Source organism: Diaphorobacter sp. MNS-0, assembly GCF_019602835.1.
Taxonomy (GTDB): Bacteria; Pseudomonadota; Gammaproteobacteria; order Burkholderiales; family Burkholderiaceae_C; genus Diaphorobacter; species Diaphorobacter nitroreducens.
In genome coordinates, this window is sequence record NZ_CP080761.1 from 54,065 (window position 1) to 69,643 (window position 15,579).

Annotated in this window: 12 protein-coding genes and 2 CRISPR repeat arrays; of the genes, 7 read left to right on the forward strand and 5 right to left on the reverse strand. The window is 66.0% G+C overall.

The features are described 5' to 3' along the window. Window position 1: 1 nt before the first annotated feature. The 4 genes from K2L43_RS00250 to K2L43_RS00265 all read left to right on the forward strand — a co-directional run bounded on the left by K2L43_RS00250 (window position 2) and on the right by K2L43_RS00265 (window position 3,987). A complete protein-coding gene (locus K2L43_RS00250) occupies window positions 2–997 on the forward strand; it encodes a ParB/RepB/Spo0J family partition protein (protein ID WP_011803503.1) in 996 nt (331 codons plus the stop codon). 25 nt (window positions 998–1,022) lie between these two features. Beyond that, window positions 1,023–1,820 carry a trans-aconitate 2-methyltransferase gene (locus tag K2L43_RS00255; RefSeq protein WP_110012162.1) on the forward strand — a complete coding sequence of 266 codons (798 nt, stop codon included), beginning with the start codon at window positions 1,023–1,025 and terminating at the stop codon, window positions 1,818–1,820. A gap of 166 nt (window positions 1,821–1,986) precedes the next feature. Continuing rightward, on the forward strand, window positions 1,987–3,027 hold the full coding sequence (locus K2L43_RS00260) for a peptidoglycan-binding domain-containing protein (RefSeq protein WP_220638244.1): 1,041 nt from the start codon (window positions 1,987–1,989) through the stop codon (window positions 3,025–3,027). A 243-nt stretch (window positions 3,028–3,270) separates the two neighbouring features. After that, window positions 3,271–3,987 (forward strand): N-acetyltransferase, encoded by a 717-nt coding sequence (locus K2L43_RS00265; RefSeq protein ID WP_012655169.1) that lies wholly within the window; start codon window positions 3,271–3,273, stop codon window positions 3,985–3,987. Window positions 3,988–4,052: 65 nt separating this feature from the next. Here the strand turns inward: K2L43_RS00265 and K2L43_RS00270 are convergent, their stop codons facing one another. Further along, on the reverse strand, window positions 4,053–4,973 hold the full coding sequence (locus K2L43_RS00270; RefSeq protein ID WP_255580502.1) for a helix-turn-helix domain-containing protein: 921 nt from the start codon (window positions 4,971–4,973) through the stop codon (window positions 4,053–4,055). A gap of 59 nt (window positions 4,974–5,032) precedes the next feature. Here K2L43_RS00270 and K2L43_RS00275 point away from each other — a divergent pair, with 59 nt between their 5' ends. The 3 genes from K2L43_RS00275 (at window position 5,033) to wrbA (ending at window position 8,079) form a co-directional block, all read left to right on the forward strand. Next, on the forward strand, window positions 5,033–6,280 hold the full coding sequence (locus K2L43_RS00275; RefSeq protein WP_019373989.1) for an MFS transporter: 1,248 nt from the start codon (window positions 5,033–5,035) through the stop codon (window positions 6,278–6,280). A 314-nt stretch (window positions 6,281–6,594) separates the two neighbouring features. Continuing rightward, the gene (locus tag K2L43_RS00280; RefSeq protein ID WP_019373988.1) at window positions 6,595–7,338 is read left to right on the forward strand and encodes a gamma-glutamylcyclotransferase; all 744 of its coding nucleotides are present in this window, start codon (window positions 6,595–6,597) and stop codon (window positions 7,336–7,338) included. Between the two features lie 138 nt (window positions 7,339–7,476). Then, window positions 7,477–8,079 carry an NAD(P)H:quinone oxidoreductase gene (gene wrbA, locus K2L43_RS00285; protein ID WP_172204993.1) on the forward strand — a complete coding sequence of 201 codons (603 nt, stop codon included), beginning with the start codon at window positions 7,477–7,479 and terminating at the stop codon, window positions 8,077–8,079. Window positions 8,080–8,348: 269 nt separating this feature from the next. After that, a CRISPR array of direct repeats spans window positions 8,349–10,167; the repeat unit is 36 nt; unit sequence GTTGTAGCTCCCTCTCTCACCCCGGATAGCTACACT. Window positions 10,168–10,188: 21 nt separating this feature from the next. Here the strand turns inward: wrbA and K2L43_RS00290 are convergent. From K2L43_RS00290 to cas2, 4 genes are all read right to left on the reverse strand, one after another. Then, window positions 10,189–11,742 carry an IS66 family transposase gene (locus K2L43_RS00290; RefSeq protein ID WP_015913892.1) on the reverse strand — a complete coding sequence of 518 codons (1,554 nt, stop codon included), beginning with the start codon at window positions 11,740–11,742 and terminating at the stop codon, window positions 10,189–10,191. A gap of 80 nt (window positions 11,743–11,822) precedes the next feature. Next, the gene (tnpB, locus tag K2L43_RS00295; RefSeq protein ID WP_015912732.1) at window positions 11,823–12,155 is read right to left on the reverse strand and encodes an IS66 family insertion sequence element accessory protein TnpB; all 333 of its coding nucleotides are present in this window, start codon (window positions 12,153–12,155) and stop codon (window positions 11,823–11,825) included. Next, window positions 12,152–12,490, reverse strand: a complete 339-nt coding sequence (locus tag K2L43_RS00300; protein WP_015912731.1) for a transposase — start codon at window positions 12,488–12,490, stop codon at window positions 12,152–12,154. The genes tnpB and K2L43_RS00300 overlap by 4 nt, the downstream gene beginning before the upstream one ends. Window positions 12,491–12,562: 72 nt before the next feature. Continuing rightward, a CRISPR array of direct repeats spans window positions 12,563–15,174; the repeat unit is 36 nt; unit sequence GTTGTAGCTCCCTCTCTCACCCCGGATAGCTACACT. Window positions 15,175–15,238: 64 nt separating this feature from the next. After that, window positions 15,239–15,547, reverse strand: a complete 309-nt coding sequence (gene cas2 / locus K2L43_RS00305; protein ID WP_172205010.1) for a CRISPR-associated endonuclease Cas2 — start codon at window positions 15,545–15,547, stop codon at window positions 15,239–15,241. Window positions 15,548–15,579: the final 32 nt, after the last annotated feature.

The following is a 15,579-nucleotide window of genomic DNA, read 5'->3' on the forward strand; positions in this document are numbered from 1 at the left end:
CATGGTCACCAAGAAACCCAAGGGCCTGGGACGCGGCCTGGAAGCACTGCTGGGCCCCAAGGTGGCCGACAAGGCGCCCGCCGGCGCCAACGCAGCGGGTGCGGCAGACGGGCCGGTGAGCACGCTGGCCCTGGACCGTCTCGTGCCCGGCATCTACCAGCCGCGCACGCGCATGGACGAGGGCGCGCTGTACGAACTGGCCGAATCCATCAAGGCCCAGGGCATCATGCAGCCGATCCTTGTGCGTCGCCTTGACGACGAACAGGCGCAACAGCGCCGCCAGGAGCGTGCATCGCAGGGGGCTTCGGCAGCGATGGGTGCCCTCAGCGCCAGTGGGCCGTTGTACGAAATCATCGCGGGCGAGCGGCGCTTTCGCGCCTCACGCCTGGCGGGCCTGGCCGAGGTGCCGGTGCTGGTGCGCGACGTGCCCAACGAGGCGGCCGCGGCCATGGCGCTCATCGAGAACATCCAGCGCGAAGACCTCAACCCGCTGGAAGAGGCCCAGGGCCTGCAGCGCCTGATCCGCGAGTTCGGCCTCACCCACGAACAGGCGGCGCAGGCCGTGGGGCGCTCGCGCAGCGCGGCGAGCAACCTGCTGCGCCTTTTGAACCTGGCCGAGCCGGTGCAGACCATGCTCATGGCCGGCGACATCGACATGGGCCACGCGCGCGCGTTGCTGTCGCTGGAGCGCGCGGCGCAGATCACCGCGGGCAACCAGATCGCGGCGAAGAAGCTGTCGGTGCGCGAGGCCGAGAGCCTCGTCAAGAAGCTGGGTGCGGAGTTCGCCCTCACGCCGCAAAAGCCCAAGAAGGACAAGTCGCGCGACCTCAAGCGCGTGGAGGAAGAGTTGTCCGACCTGCTCATGGCCGAGGTCGAGGTGCGCGTCAAGAAGCGCGTCAAGCGCGGCAGCCGGGTCGAGGAGATGGGCGAGCTGGCCATCCAGTTCGGCTCGCTGGAGGCGCTCAACGGCCTCATCGAGCGCCTGCGCGGCGGCTGACGCCGCATCGTTGCGGCCCGTGCCCATGCCGCGCCGGCCCCGCCGACTCCATCATCTGCACGCGCCGCCGCCGCGGCGCATCGTCCTGCCCTGGCCGCTGCCGGCGGTGCTGGTGTGGGCGGCGGCGTGGCTGCTGTTCGCGGGCTTGCGTGGCAGCGTGGCCCCGCTGGCGGCGCTCGGGCTGGCCTGCGCCGTGGGTGTGGCGGGCAGCCTGCTGGCGCAGGGCTGGTGGCGCCGCGGCCTGATCGCGCTGGGCTTTCCCTTGTCGGCGGCACTGGGCGGCGCGGTGGCGCTACCGGCCTGGGGCTGGCTGCTGCCGCTGGCGCTGCTGCTGCTGGTGTATCCGCTCAACGCCTGGCGTGATGCGCCGCTGTTTCCCACCCCGCCGGGTGCGCTGCATGGCCTGCAGGACGCCGCGCCGCTGCCCGCGGGTGCTGCCGTGCTGGACGCCGGCTGCGGCCTGGGCGATGGCCTCAAGGCCCTGCGCGCGGCCTATCCGCAGGCGCGGCTGCACGGCCTGGAGTGGAGCGGACCTTTGGCGTTGCTGTGCCGGCTGCGCTGCCCCTGGGCGCGCGTGCGGCGCGGTGACCTCTGGGCCGCAGACTGGGGCGGTTACGACCTTGTGTACGTGTTCCAGCGGCCCGAGAGCATGGCCCGTGTGGCCGCGAAGGCCCGCGCGGAGATGGCGCCGGGCAACTGGCTCGTGAGTCTGGCGTTCGCCGTGCCGGGCGTGTGCCCCAGCGCGCGGCTGGATTCCTTCGCCGGCCATGCGGTGTGGATCTACCAATTGCCTTTGCCGGGGGACGGTGCTGCGCCACACTAAAACGAAACAACTTGCAAACATCGGTTGCAAAAACTGCCGAATCGGTATGACTTTGCATTCACGTCGGCCACGCCGGTCCCGTACCGGGTGCGCAGACCGCAACGCCTCGGTTGAGACGTGTCCACACACCCCGGAATGCAAGAAAAGAGAGAGAGGAAGGAAAGCTATGTCCCGTAAACCACTGACGCTGCTGGCGGCCGCCTGCGCCGCCCTGGCCCTGACCGGCTGCGAAACCACCAACATGCGGATGGGCAGCGCCGAGTCCAAGACCGTGGCCACCGGCGCTGCCGCCGGCGGCAGCGCCGCCAACGAGAGCGGCCAGCTGGAGCGCTGCCAGTCGCCCCTGGGCACCGTGTCGCTGGTCGAGAACCAGGACGCCGGCTGGTACACCATCCTGCGCAACGAGTACAAGCTGCCCCCCACGGCCAACCTGCTGCGCCTTCTGATCCAGCAGTCCAACTGCTTCATCGTGGTGGAGCGCGGCGCAGCCGGCATGCGCGCCATGGACCGCGAGCGCCAGCTCATGGGCTCCGGCGAGATGCGCGGCGGCAGCAACTTTGGCCGGGGCCAGATGGTGGCGTCCGACTACGGCTTGTCGCCCGAGATCATCTTCTCGAACAACGACGCAGGCGCCATCGGCGGCGTGCTGGGCGGCCTGATCGGCGGCGGCAGCGGCCGTGCGCTGGCGGCCGTCGGCGGCGGCCTGAAGACGCGCGAGGCCAGCGCCATGCTGACCCTGGTGGACAACCGCTCGGGCGTGCAGGTGGCGGCCTCCGAAGGCAGCGCCTCCAAGAGCGACTTTGCCGGCTTCGGAAGCCTGTTCGGCGGCTCGGCCGGCGGTGGCCTGGGGGGCTACCAGAACACCGCGCAAGGCAAGGTGATCACCGCTGCGTTCATGGATGCCTACAACCAAATGGTTGTGGCGCTGCGCAGCTACAAGGCGCAGTCGGTGCAGGGCCAGGGCCTGGGCGGCGGCGGCCGCCTGGGCGTGGATGGCGGCGCGGCTCCCTCGCAGACCCGCGCGGGCGCGGCCATGTCGGTGCGCGAGGCGCAGGAACGCCTGAACGCCATGGGCTACAACGTGGGCACGCCCGACGGCTCCGCCGGTCCCAAGACGGCGCGTGCGCTGCGCGAGTTCCAGCAGGCCCAGGGCCTGCCCGTCACCGGCCGCCTGGACTCGGCCACGGCCGGCGCGCTGTCGCGCTGAGCGGGGCGCAAGGGGCTTGGCCCCCGGCAAGCAAGCGGCCTTCGGGCCGCTTTTTCGTGGGCGCTTTATGGGGAAAGTGCTTCGTTATTCATAGCTGCCAGCGCTTTTCTTGCACGGGCCATAGCCCGAAAACACCAAGAACGGCACGGTATCGCACCCGCGGGGTGCGGTATCGCCGGCGGGGCTGGCCTTCAGGCGCGCGGTGGCCTAGCATGCGCGCCGCATTGTTATTGCCGCAGTTCCATGTACCTGTCCCTGCCGCCGTTCTGGTCGTCATGGCTGGCGTGGCCCAAGCCGCCGCCCGCCCCCGACGCTTCTGGCGTTTTTTCCTCCTTTCTTGATGTCTCCCGGCGCCAGGCGCGCCGCCTCGCGCAGCCCGCCGAGCTGCGCATCGACGTGGACCCGCCCGACGCCACGATCGAGCAGGAACTCTCGGCCCTGCACCAGCGGCTGCACTCTCCCGGTGACGCCCTGCATGGCCTGCCCTCCACGCCCCTGCCGGGGCACCCCGGCCTTTTCGTGCGCAGCCGCGTGGCCGATGGCGAGCTGTACGTCTACATCGAAGACCCGCTGCGCCAGTGCCTGGCGGGCACCACGGTCTTCAACCGCCTCGTCGAACTGAACCGCCGCGCCGACCGCCACCTGCGCGCGCCGCATTCGCGCTACGCGCCCGCCTACCAGCGCCGGGGCCTTGCCACGGCCGTGTACCGCTGGGCGCTGGACGGCGGGCAGTGCCTGGTGTCCGGCGCGCGCCAGTCCGCAGGGGCCCACGCGCTGTGGCAGCGCCTGGGGCGTGATTACCCACAGGGCTATGTCTGCCTGCAGCACAAGACCCCGCGCTACCTGGGCCGCCAGGTGGATGCGCGCGTGCAGGAAGCCCTGGCCACGCGCCGCCTGCTGCTGGGCCGGGGCTGGACGCTGGCCCGGCTGGCCGCCGCCACGGGCATGCTGTCTGCGTAGTGCTCCTGAAAAAAGAGCTGCTTGCGCTTATGGGATAAGCGCTGGAGCCCTATTTGCCTTGAGATCTACGGCGACCCCAGGAAGCGCCCCGGCGCCAGCCCCACGGCCCGCCGCACCATGGCGCTGAAGGCACTGGGGCTGTTGTAGCCCAGTTCCGCCGCGATCTGGTTGATGGGCTTGCGCCCCGCGGCCAGCGCCACGGCCCGCGCCAGGATCACCTGCTGGCGCCACTGCGTGAAGGTGCTGCCCAGCTCCTGGCGAAAGAGGCGCGCCACCGTGCGCGGGCTGGCGCCGGTGTCGCGCGCCCAGTCGGCCAGCGTGTCGTGGCGCGTGGGATCGGCCAGCACCGCCTCGCACAGGTGGCGCAGGCGCTTGTCGCGCGGCAGGTCCACGCCCAGGCGCACGCTGCTGGCACGGCGCAACTCGTCCAGGATCAGCGCGCTCAGGTGGCGCTCGCGGTGCAGCAGCTCGGGCGGCGGTGGGGCGCCGTCGTCGGGGTCGGTGGGCATCTCGCGCACCACGGCGCGCAGCAGCTCGGACACATCCAGCACGCGGCACTGGCGCCAGGGCTCTTCCTGCGCGCGCGCGACGGCGGGGCCGCAGCGCCCGGGCGGCTGGTAGAAGTACAGCGTGCGCAGGTCGGCGTCTTCCACCATGGTCACGGCGTGCTCCACGCCCGGGGGGATCCACAGCGCGCGCGAGGGCGGCACGATGTAGGTGCCGCGCGGCACCGTCAGGCGCAGCACGCCCGTGGTGGAGATGGCCACCTGCGCCCAGGGATGGCTGTGCGGGCGCACCTGTGTGTCGGCGCGCAGTTCGCGGTGCTTGGCGCGCACGGGGCGCTCCCGGCTGGGCACGAACAGGTGCGGCGTGAGCGACTCCACATACGACAGCACGCGCGCCGGCCGCGCGGCGCGGCCGGCGGTGCTGGCCGCGGCGGGCTCGGCAGGCGGCGGGGCAGGGCGGGGAAGGGACGGGCTTGGCATGATCACGACAGCAATTGGCCGACTATCGTATATCGGCCGCGACTGCCTTGCCTAAGATCATGCCCATGACGACTGCTGTCCCCACCCTGCGCCAGGACGCGCGCACCATTGGCCTGATCGGCCTTGCGCACGGCTCCTCGCACTTCTTTCACCTGCTGCTGCCGCCGCTGTTTCCTTTCCTGATCGCGGAGTTCGGCTACAGCTATTCCGAACTGGGGCTGCTGGTCTCGGTGTTCTTCGTGGTTTCCGGAGTGGGCCAGGCGCTGTCGGGCTTCCTGGTGGACCGCGTGGGCGCACGCCCGGTGCTGTTCGCCGCGCTGGCCAGCTTTGCGCTGGCGGGCCTCACCGCGGGCAGCGCCAGCGGCTACCTCGGCCTGGTGGTGGCGTCGGTGCTGGCGGGCCTGGGCAATGCGCCGTTCCACCCGGTGGACTTCACCATCCTCAACAAGCGCGTGTCGCCCGCGCGGCTGGGCCACGGCTTCTCGGTGCACGGCATCTCGGGCAACCTGGGCTGGGCCACCGCGCCGCTGTTCATGGCGGGTATCGCCACGGCCACGGGATCCTGGCGCATGGCCTGCCTGAGCGGCGGTGCGCTGGCGCTGGTGGTGCTGGCCGTCATGGTGTGGAACCGCGACGCGCTGGACGATCGCCAGGGCGCCTGGGCGCATGCGCCGGCCAAGGGCGCCACGGGCAGCGCGCACGCGCAGGAACACCCCATGGCCTTCCTCAAGCTGCCGGCCGTGTGGCTGTGCTTCTCGTTCTTCTTCTGGAGCACCTGCTCGCTCAGCGCCATCCAGAGCTTTGCCGCCCCGGCGCTGCAGCGGATGTACGACATGCCGCTGTCGCTGACCTCCATGGTGGTCACGGGCTACATGCTGTGCAGCGCCGTGGGCATGGTGATAGGGGGCTTCCTCGTGGGCCGCGTGGTGCGGCTGGAAAAGACCATCAGCATCTGCCTGATGGCCTCCGCCGCGCTGCTGGTGCTGGTGGGGCTGGGCGCACTGCCCGGCACGGTGGCGCTGGCCGTGGCGGCGCTGGCGGGCATGGGCGTGGGCATTGCCGGCCCGTCGCGCGACATGCTCATCAAGCGCGCCGCGCCCCCCGGCGCCACGGGCCGCGTGTACGGCACGGTGTATTCGGGGCTGGACCTGGGCTTTTCCGTCGCGGCGCCGTTGTTTGGCGTGCTGCTGGACCGCGGGCAGACCGCCGACATCTTCTACGGTTCGGCCCTGGCGCTGGTGCTGAGTGTGGTCTCGGCGGCACTGGTGGGCGGTGGCGTGGCACGGCGCCAGGCGCAGGCTGCGTGATAGGTGCCGGGGGCTTCCAGCGCTTACGTAGCAAGCGCTAACAGCTATTGAAACAGGAGCGATGGCGCGCCCTCCAGGGCAAGCCCTGCGCCGCGCATACCGGCTTGGCGGTTCCCCTGCCGCTGGGCGCGGGGCGGCAAGCGTTCGTCGCAGCCTGCATTCGGCCGTTATGCAGGACGGTGTGATGCGCTCTGGCCCATTGATCAAGCGGTGGATACGAAATACAGTGAACCGCAGTGAAGAGCGGCGCGCCGCCGCGCCGTTCTCCAGCGTACGGACCCGCTCCTTCCCCCGGTTCTGCTTCGACCCCAACCATGGAACCCCACGCCTTCAGGCACCTCCCCCAACTGCAAGGACGGCTCACGCCGCCCCAGGCCAGCGGGCTGCGCCTGACCGACGAGGTGCTCGCCGCCTGGGATGCGCAGGCGCGCCAGCAGGGCCTGTCCGCCGACTGGCGGCTGCCCGATGACGTGGTCGAGCGCTCACGCCAGGCCGTGCTGGCGCAGAGCGAGGGGTGCGACCTCTGGGTGTTTGCCTACGGCTCGCTGATGTGGAACCCCGCCATCCACTTTGACGAGGTGCGCCGCGCCCGGCTCGCGGACCATGCGCGCCGCTTCGCGCTGGCCACCACGATCGGCCGCGGCACACCCGACAGCCCGGGGCTGGTGCTCACGTTGCAGCGCGGCGTGGGTGACTGCGAGGGGTTGGCATTCCGCATTCCGCAGGCGCTGCTGGAGCGGGAGTCGCGCATGCTGTGGCGGCGCGAAATGATCCACGGCAGCTACTGCCCGGGCTTTCAACCGCTGCACACGCCGCAGGGCGGTGTGCGGGCGCTGGTGCTGTCCGCCAACACCGCGCACCCGCTGCACCGCGGCGGGCTGTCGCTGGACGACACCGCGGCCATCATCGCCAGCGCGCAGGGCAGCGTGGGCAGCAACCGCGACTACCTGGACCAGCTGGCGTGCCAACTCGACCTCTTGGGCATCCGCGATGACTACGTGCGCTGCCTGGCTGCCCGGGTGCGCGCGCACCGCGCGGCGCAGGACCGGGGTGGTTAAGTGAGATCGAACCAGTGCCGGTGGAGCCTGCTGGAGCGGGGTGCCACCGTGTGCTGGCCCATGAAGGCGGCGGGGTGCTGCGCGCGCTGCCTGCCATGCTGCTTGTGGCTGCACAAGCGTTCTTGAAAAGGGAAAGTCATGTCCAAGGTACTCGTTCTCTACTACTCGACTTACGGCCATCTCGAAACCATGGCGCAGGCCGTCGCCGAAGGCGCGCGCTCTGCCGGTGCCACGGTGGACGTGAAGCGCGTGCCCGAAACGGTGCCGCAGGAGATCGCCCGGTCCGCGCACTTCAAGCTGGACCAGTCCGCACCCGTCGCCACCGTGGCCGAGCTGGAAAACTACGACGCGATCATCGTCGGCGCGCCCACGCGCTTTGGCCGCATGCCCTCGCAGATGGGCAGCTTCCTCGACCAGGCGGGCGGCCTGTGGGCGCGCGGCGCCCTCAACGGCAAGGTGGGCGCGGCGTTCACCTCCACCGCCACGCAGCACGGCGGGCAGGAGACGACGCTGTTTTCCATCATCACCAACCTGCTGCACTTCGGCATGGTGATCGTGGGGCTGCCCTACAGCTTCCAGGGCCAGATGACGCTGGACGAAGTGGTGGGCGGCGCCCCCTACGGTGCGACCACCATCGCCGGCGGCCAGGGCCAGCGCCAGCCCAGCGCGACCGAGCTGGACGGCGCACGCTTCCAGGGCCGTCTGGTGGCCGAGACGGCCAACAAGCTGTTCGGGGGCTGAGTCGTTACGCCAGAGTCCCGCAGGGCGTGCGCCTTGCGTGGCCGTACACCAGCGGGAGCAAGCCTCGCGGTAAAGCACAAGCGCAGCTGCGTGTGGGTGGGGCATCGACGATGCGGCCAAATAGGAAGCAGTCAACGGTTGCTGATGGTGGCGCGACAGAGACTGGCTGCTCAAGGCAGAGTTCGTTGTGGTCACTGCGCTGCTTTCTTCTTGATCGACGTGCGCGAAGCGCTGACCGTATTCAGGCGGGTTTATCCCGCTTGAATACGGTCATAGCTCCCTCTCTCACCCCGGATAGCTACACTGTGCTGCGCAACGACCGCGAGGCCGCAGGGGTTGTAGCTCCCTCTCTCACCCCGGATAGCTACACTGACCGGGTTTTTCGTGCCAGGGCAGAACTTGTTGTAGCTCCCTCTCTCACCCCGGATAGCTACACTGTGCTGCGCAACGACCGCGAGGCCGCAGGGGTTGTAGCTCCCTCTCTCACCCCGGATAGCTACACTGACCACAACACAGCCCCGCACCAGAACCCAGTTGTAGCTCCCTCTCTCACCCCGGATAGCTACACTTTCCCATCTTGACTTCACAGATCGAGACGTGTTGTAGCTCCCTCTCTCACCCCGGATAGCTACACTCACGGCGTGAAGTCGGCCCAGTCCCAAGCCGTTGTAGCTCCCTCTCTCACCCCGGATAGCTACACTGATGCTTTCTGCCCCTTCCTCCCTTTGACAGTTGTAGCTCCCTCTCTCACCCCGGATAGCTACACTGGGCTGTGGAAATTTAGGGCGAGTTCTCCTGTTGTAGCTCCCTCTCTCACCCCGGATAGCTACACTTGGCCATCAGTGCGCTCCCATAGCTCTGCAGTTGTAGCTCCCTCTCTCACCCCGGATAGCTACACTTTCAGGTCGGTGCAGCCTGCTATGGCACGGGTTGTAGCTCCCTCTCTCACCCCGGATAGCTACACTCCGCCCGCAATAACGGGCATGCGAACGACTGTTGTAGCTCCCTCTCTCACCCCGGATAGCTACACTCGAACGGGGCGTGCGTACTCCGATGCCAGGGTTGTAGCTCCCTCTCTCACCCCGGATAGCTACACTGTAGAGACCGGAAATCACGGCGACACCTCCGTTGTAGCTCCCTCTCTCACCCCGGATAGCTACACTCCGCGCTGCTGTAGCTCTGCGACCCAGGCAGTTGTAGCTCCCTCTCTCACCCCGGATAGCTACACTCACCGGGCACGAAGGAGGTGCTGCAACCCTGTTGTAGCTCCCTCTCTCACCCCGGATAGCTACACTTGTGCCACCGCAATCGCAATGGCAGCGCCAGTTGTAGCTCCCTCTCTCACCCCGGATAGCTACACTGTTCGCCGAGAGTGCCAAGCCGTGGGATGGGTTGTAGCTCCCTCTCTCACCCCGGATAGCTACACTAACGAAGGCAGCGCCGCCAGCAGCGGTATCGTTGTAGCTCCCTCTCTCACCCCGGATAGCTACACTAGACGGTGACGAATGGGCAGAGCCGCTCTAGTTGTAGCTCCCTCTCTCACCCCGGATAGCTACACTCAACAAATCAGGCGACATACGCACCATGAGGTTGTAGCTCCCTCTCTCACCCCGGATAGCTACACTCATGCTGACGTACGTCACTGGCGCCGCCAAGTTGTAGCTCCCTCTCTCACCCCGGATAGCTACACTGGGGGCGTCTGAACCGCCGCGTGTTCGAAGGTTGTAGCTCCCTCTCTCACCCCGGATAGCTACACTCAGTGGGCGCGGCGCACATCAATGCCACTGGTTGTAGCTCCCTCTCTCACCCCGGATAGCTACACTTCCAGCGCGAGCTGGGCGTAGTGGATGACCGTTGTAGCTCCCTCTCTCACCCCGGATAGCTACACTTAACGTCGCGGTCGTGTACCGTTCCGCACTGTTGTAGCTCCCTCTCTCACCCCGGATAGCTACACTTCACTGCGTTGTCGGTGACGGTGTCAGGTGGGTTGTAGCTCCCTCTCTCACCCCGGATAGCTACACTATGACCAAGCTCTACAAGCACTTCAAGGTTGTTGTAGCTCCCTCTCTCGTAAGCGTCCGGCAAACCCAGGCCTACCGAGGCCGGTGATCAGGCGTCGGCGGGTTTCCAGCGGTGTGGCAGGAGCTCGACGATGCGGCTGGCCTTGTGCGTGGGCAGTCGCGTGAGCACGTCCTTGAGGTAGGCATACGGGTCGTGCCCGTTCATACGGGCCGACTGGATCAGGCTCATGACGGCGGCCGCTCGCTGGCCCGCACGCAGGCTGCCGGCAAACAGCCAGTTGTTACGACCGATGGCAATGGGCCGGATCTGGTTCTCGATCCAGTTGTTGTCGACCGGCAGTTGTCCGTCATCCACGAATCGGGTCAGCGCATCCCAGCGCCGCAGGCTGTAGTCCAGCGCCTTGGCGGTTGCTGATCCGTCGGGCACCTGGCGCCGTTGCAGCGTCATCCACTCGTTAAGAGCGTCCAGGATCGGCCGGGTCTGCTGCTGCCGAACGGCTTGCCGTTGCTCGGTGTCCAGCTCTTTGACGTCCCGCTCGATCTCATAGACCCGGGCGAACTGCTGCAGGGCGAACTCGGCGATCTGGCTCTGGTTGGCCGCGTGCAGGTCGAAGAACTTGCGCCGGGCATGGGCCAGACAGCCCACCTCGGTCACGCCGCTGGCGATCAAGGCCTTGTAGCCGCTGAAGTCGTCGCAGGTCAGGCAGCCCTTCCAGGCCTTGTCGGTGCCGTGGCCCAGGAAGCGCCGGGCGTGTTCGCCCGAGCGGGATTCGCAGAAGTCGTAGACCACAGCCTTGATGCTCTCGAAGGCCCCCGGCGCATAGGCCCAGAGGTAGGCGCGGTGCGTCTTGCCATCGCCGGGCTTGAGCATGGCCACCGGCGTCTCATCGGCGTGTAGCACCCGGTGGCTGAGGATCTCGGTCTTCAGGGCATCGACCAGCGGCTGCAGCCGCACCCCGCAGGTGCCCACCCACTGCGCCAGGGTCGAGCGAGGGATGGCCAGGCCAGCGCGGCCGAAGATCGCCTCCTGCCGGTACAGCGGCAGGTGATCGGCGTACTTGCCCACCAGCACCTGGGCCAGCAGGCCGGTGGTGGGGATACCTTTGTCGATGACGTGCGCCTCGACCGGCGCTTGTTGAATGGTCTCGCACCGGGCGCAGGCCCACTTGCCGCGGATGTGGCGCTCGACACTGAAGACGCCGGGCACATAGTCCAGCTTCTCGGCCACGTCCTCGCCCACGCGTTTCATCTGGCAGCCACACGCGCACGTGGTGGACGTGGGTTCGTGGCGGATCTCGCGGCGTGGCAGGTGCGCCGGCAAGGGCATCCGCTTGGCCTGTCTCTTCTCGGGGGTGGCCGGTGCTTGCGTCTGCGCCAGCGCGTCGATCTCGCTGGCCACGGCCGCCAGGTCCGCTTCGATCTCGTCGTCGAGCAGGCTCTTCTGCTCAGGGCTGAAGCGCTCTGATTGGGCGGCGAACTTCATGCGCTTCAAGAGCGCGTTCTCGTGCGTGAGCTTGTCGATGAGGGTCTGCTTGAAGGCAAGCTCCTGGTCCTTGGCAGCAGCGGCTTGCAGCATGGACAGCAGCGCCGAGCGCAATTGCTCGGGACTCAGACTATCCAGGGATTGCGGCTCTACGACCATGGGCATGACTGTGCCAGCGCCGGTAACGCCACGCCATTGGCACATGCACCGATTGGCAGGCCGCATGTCAGCGATCAGATTCAGAGCACGGTGATGAGGCCACCATCGCCCAGGCGCTGCCAAGGCAACCCGAGCACCAGAGCGTCGAACTGCGAGCGGCTGAGCGTGGTGGTCAACGCACCGTCACGCGGCCAGACGAACTTGCCGCTGTTCAGGCGCCGCGCCGCCAGCCACACCCCAATGCCGTCGTGCACCAACACCTTCATGCGGCTGGCTCTCCGGTTGGCAAACAGGTAGGCGTGATGCGGACGCGCAGCACCGAAGACGGCCACCACACGGGCCAGCGCGGTGTCTGTGCCGGCACGCATGTCCAGCGGCTCGGTAGCCAGCCACAGGGCGTCGATGCGGATCACTTGAGCAGGTCCCGCATCCAGGCCGCGCAGTGCTCGGCCGCGCAGACCGGCCAGGTCAGCGAGATGCTGGTAGCGCCACGGCGCAACTCGATGCGGATGTCTGGGGCCGGCGCACAGCTGGGCGCAGGCAGCGTCACCGGCACGAAGGTGGGAACTTGCATATCTGTGCTGGGGGCATGGGCCAGTCGGCGCCATTTGTGCACGACGTTGGCGTTGATGCCGTGCGAGAGCGCCACGCTGGCCACCGATGCACCGGGCTGGGCGCACTCGGCCAGGATCTGCTGCTTGAGCTCGGCGCTGTGGCGCCGACGGGTCTTGTTCTGGGCTTCGGTCATGGTGTCCACCTATCTGGTTTGGTGGACACCATCGTTGCCGCTTACGCCGCCGCCCTCAAGGGTGGGATGACCGTGCGCTTACCCTCTCTCACCCCGGATAGCTACACTTCTATACGGTCTTGATGATCGGCCACAAGCGTTGTAGCTCCCTCTCTCACCCCGGATAGCTACACTCAAAGGACGTGCGACAAAGCCCCAGCAATGGTTGTAGCTCCCTCTCTCACCCCGGATAGCTACACTCCAACCAGCTCCGCATAGATGCGCTGACGGGTTGTAGCTCCCTCTCTCACCCCGGATAGCTACACTAACCAAATGAAGTTCATCAAACCGTTCTACGTTGTAGCTCCCTCTCTCACCCCGGATAGCTACACTCCGCCCTCTGCCCGTCCGTCAGTGGGGTGCGTTGTAGCTCCCTCTCTCACCCCGGATAGCTACACTTGGACTCAGGCAGGACAATGCTGAAAAATCGTTGTAGCTCCCTCTCTCACCCCGGATAGCTACACTCTGCTCGAAGAGCGCATGTCCAACTTCAGCGTTGTAGCTCCCTCTCTCACCCCGGATAGCTACACTCGCGCGCGAATATTCCCGGTGTCCTCTATGGTTGTAGCTCCCTCTCTCACCCCGGATAGCTACACTTGCGCCTGCGCGCGGCTGTCACTTCGCGCTGTTGTAGCTCCCTCTCTCACCCCGGATAGCTACACTAAAAGCCAAGCTGACTGTGCTTGAGGAATTGTTGTAGCTCCCTCTCTCACCCCGGATAGCTACACTACGAAGCCGACAACACCGTAGAGGTGGTTTGTTGTAGCTCCCTCTCTCACCCCGGATAGCTACACTGGCAAGATGGTCGACTACTACAAGTACGGCGTTGTAGCTCCCTCTCTCACCCCGGATAGCTACACTAACAGGCACCGCCATCGCCGCCAGCGTTGAGTTGTAGCTCCCTCTCTCACCCCGGATAGCTACACTGTGATGGCCACAGGCCTTGTCACCGATGAGGTTGTAGCTCCCTCTCTCACCCCGGATAGCTACACTCAAACGGTGTGGATGCACACCTACGACCGTGTTGTAGCTCCCTCTCTCACCCCGGATAGCTACACTACGCAGGCCACAACACCCAGCGGCGAATAGGTTGTAGCTCCCTCTCTCACCCCGGATAGCTACACTGACCACGCTGGAGGGCCGGCAGGATGTGAAGTTGTAGCTCCCTCTCTCACCCCGGATAGCTACACTGTGACGGTCGATTTGGATGCAGTTTTCAGAGTTGTAGCTCCCTCTCTCACCCCGGATAGCTACACTCACTTTGCGGATGTACTTATCCGGCATGCCGTTGTAGCTCCCTCTCTCACCCCGGATAGCTACACTCATTGATGAAAAGCGGGCGGAATAATGGCAGTTGTAGCTCCCTCTCTCACCCCGGATAGCTACACTTAGTCATGGAGTCGAACCACGATTCCGCAGGTTGTAGCTCCCTCTCTCACCCCGGATAGCTACACTCGCGCATGGCTCCACCCGATTGCGCTGGAGGTTGTAGCTCCCTCTCTCACCCCGGATAGCTACACTGCGCGCCAGCTCATGGAGCTGCACCAGGAAGTTGTAGCTCCCTCTCTCACCCCGGATAGCTACACTGCTCCTAGAAGAAGGGCACGAGGGCCAATAGTTGTAGCTCCCTCTCTCACCCCGGATAGCTACACTTAAAGCTAGAAACCGAACTCATGCTGCTGGGTTGTAGCTCCCTCTCTCACCCCGGATAGCTACACTGGTGCCAGTAGCACCGCCGCCAGTGCGCACGTTGTAGCTCCCTCTCTCACCCCGGATAGCTACACTCCGGCCCATGAAAGCATCAAAAGCAGCTGAGTTGTAGCTCCCTCTCTCACCCCGGATAGCTACACTGCATCCTCGCGCAGCGCCGCTTTCAGGGCAGGTTGTAGCTCCCTCTCTCACCCCGGATAGCTACACTCTCCTCACTCGTGTTGATGACACCCCACAAGTTGTAGCTCCCTCTCTCACCCCGGATAGCTACACTTGACAGCGGACTGTTTCTCCTGATAGATCGGTTGTAGCTCCCTCTCTCACCCCGGATAGCTACACTCCCGCCATTGCCGGAGCCCTCGCGGAAGAGGTTGTAGCTCCCTCTCTCACCCCGGATAGCTACACTAACGCGGCAGCGCAATGGAACGTCCGCATGGTTGTAGCTCCCTCTCTCACCCCGGATAGCTACACTGCCCCCTATGCAGATGAGTCAACTGGAGAGGGTTGTAGCTCCCTCTCTCACCCCGGATAGCTACACTAAAAACCGACTGAATAAGCTCTACGCGGACGTTGTAGCTCCCTCTCTCACCCCGGATAGCTACACTGGGGACATTGCCGATGCGGTGATCCACCCAGTTGTAGCTCCCTCTCTCACCCCGGATAGCTACACTGAGCGCGAGTGGCAGGAGCGCCTGAATGTAGTTGTAGCTCCCTCTCTCACCCCGGATAGCTACACTTGGTGCAGCTATCGGGCGCATTCGCGGGCGGTTGTAGCTCCCTCTCTCACCCCGGATAGCTACACTAACCGGATCGTTGAAGTCCACGTCCAAAAGGTTGTAGCTCCCTCTCTCACCCCGGATAGCTACACTCAAAGACGCTGGATCTGGCCTCCGCAACCGGTTGTAGCTCCCTCTCTCACCCCGGATAGCTACACTCGGCCCCCTCGAAACCCGCGCCCCGCTTGGCGGAGCGCGGGTTTTCGTTCTCCAAAAATCGGTTTCAGAACAGTGCCATTTGATTGGCCGAGACCTTTTTTTCCTGAAACAGCGGCATGCCGACCAGCAGTTTCATGCTTGCAAACTGCTTTTCCGTCACCGTAAGAACGCGCACCGAGCCTTCGGGTGGTAGGTTGGCCAGCAGGCGCTGCATGTGTTTTTGCACGGCATCGTTGCCGTTGAGGATGCGGCCATAGATCGAGAACTGGATCATGTCGTAGCCATCGTTCAGCAGAAAGCGGCGGAACACGGTGTAGGCGTGCCGCTCGGCCTTAGTGACCACGGGCAGATCGAAGAACACCAACATGCGCATGAATCGCCTCGTGTCCTGGCCCATGGTGGTGC

What these genes read in the sequence shown, in the direction of transcription:
- K2L43_RS00250 (WP_011803503.1), top strand. Translation starts at nt 2, where the DNA reads ATGGTCACCAAGAAACCCAAGGGCCTGGGACGCGGCCTGGAAGCACTG.
- K2L43_RS00255 (WP_110012162.1), top strand. Translation starts at nt 1,023, where the DNA reads ATGCCGCGCCGGCCCCGCCGACTCCATCATCTGCACGCGCCGCCGCCG.
- K2L43_RS00260 (WP_220638244.1), top strand. Translation starts at nt 1,987, where the DNA reads ATGTCCCGTAAACCACTGACGCTGCTGGCGGCCGCCTGCGCCGCCCTG.
- K2L43_RS00265 (WP_012655169.1), top strand. Translation starts at nt 3,271, where the DNA reads ATGTACCTGTCCCTGCCGCCGTTCTGGTCGTCATGGCTGGCGTGGCCC.
- K2L43_RS00270 (WP_255580502.1), bottom strand. Translation starts at nt 4,973, where the DNA reads ATGCCAAGCCCGTCCCTTCCCCGCCCTGCCCCGCCGCCTGCCGAGCCC.
- K2L43_RS00275 (WP_019373989.1), top strand. Translation starts at nt 5,033, where the DNA reads ATGCCCATGACGACTGCTGTCCCCACCCTGCGCCAGGACGCGCGCACC.
- K2L43_RS00280 (WP_019373988.1), top strand. Translation starts at nt 6,595, where the DNA reads ATGGAACCCCACGCCTTCAGGCACCTCCCCCAACTGCAAGGACGGCTC.
- wrbA (WP_172204993.1), top strand. Translation starts at nt 7,477, where the DNA reads ATGTCCAAGGTACTCGTTCTCTACTACTCGACTTACGGCCATCTCGAA.
- K2L43_RS00290 (WP_015913892.1), bottom strand. Translation starts at nt 11,742, where the DNA reads ATGGTCGTAGAGCCGCAATCCCTGGATAGTCTGAGTCCCGAGCAATTG.
- K2L43_RS00300 (WP_015912731.1), bottom strand. Translation starts at nt 12,490, where the DNA reads ATGACCGAAGCCCAGAACAAGACCCGTCGGCGCCACAGCGCCGAGCTC.
- cas2 (WP_172205010.1), bottom strand. Translation starts at nt 15,547, where the DNA reads ATGCGCATGTTGGTGTTCTTCGATCTGCCCGTGGTCACTAAGGCCGAG.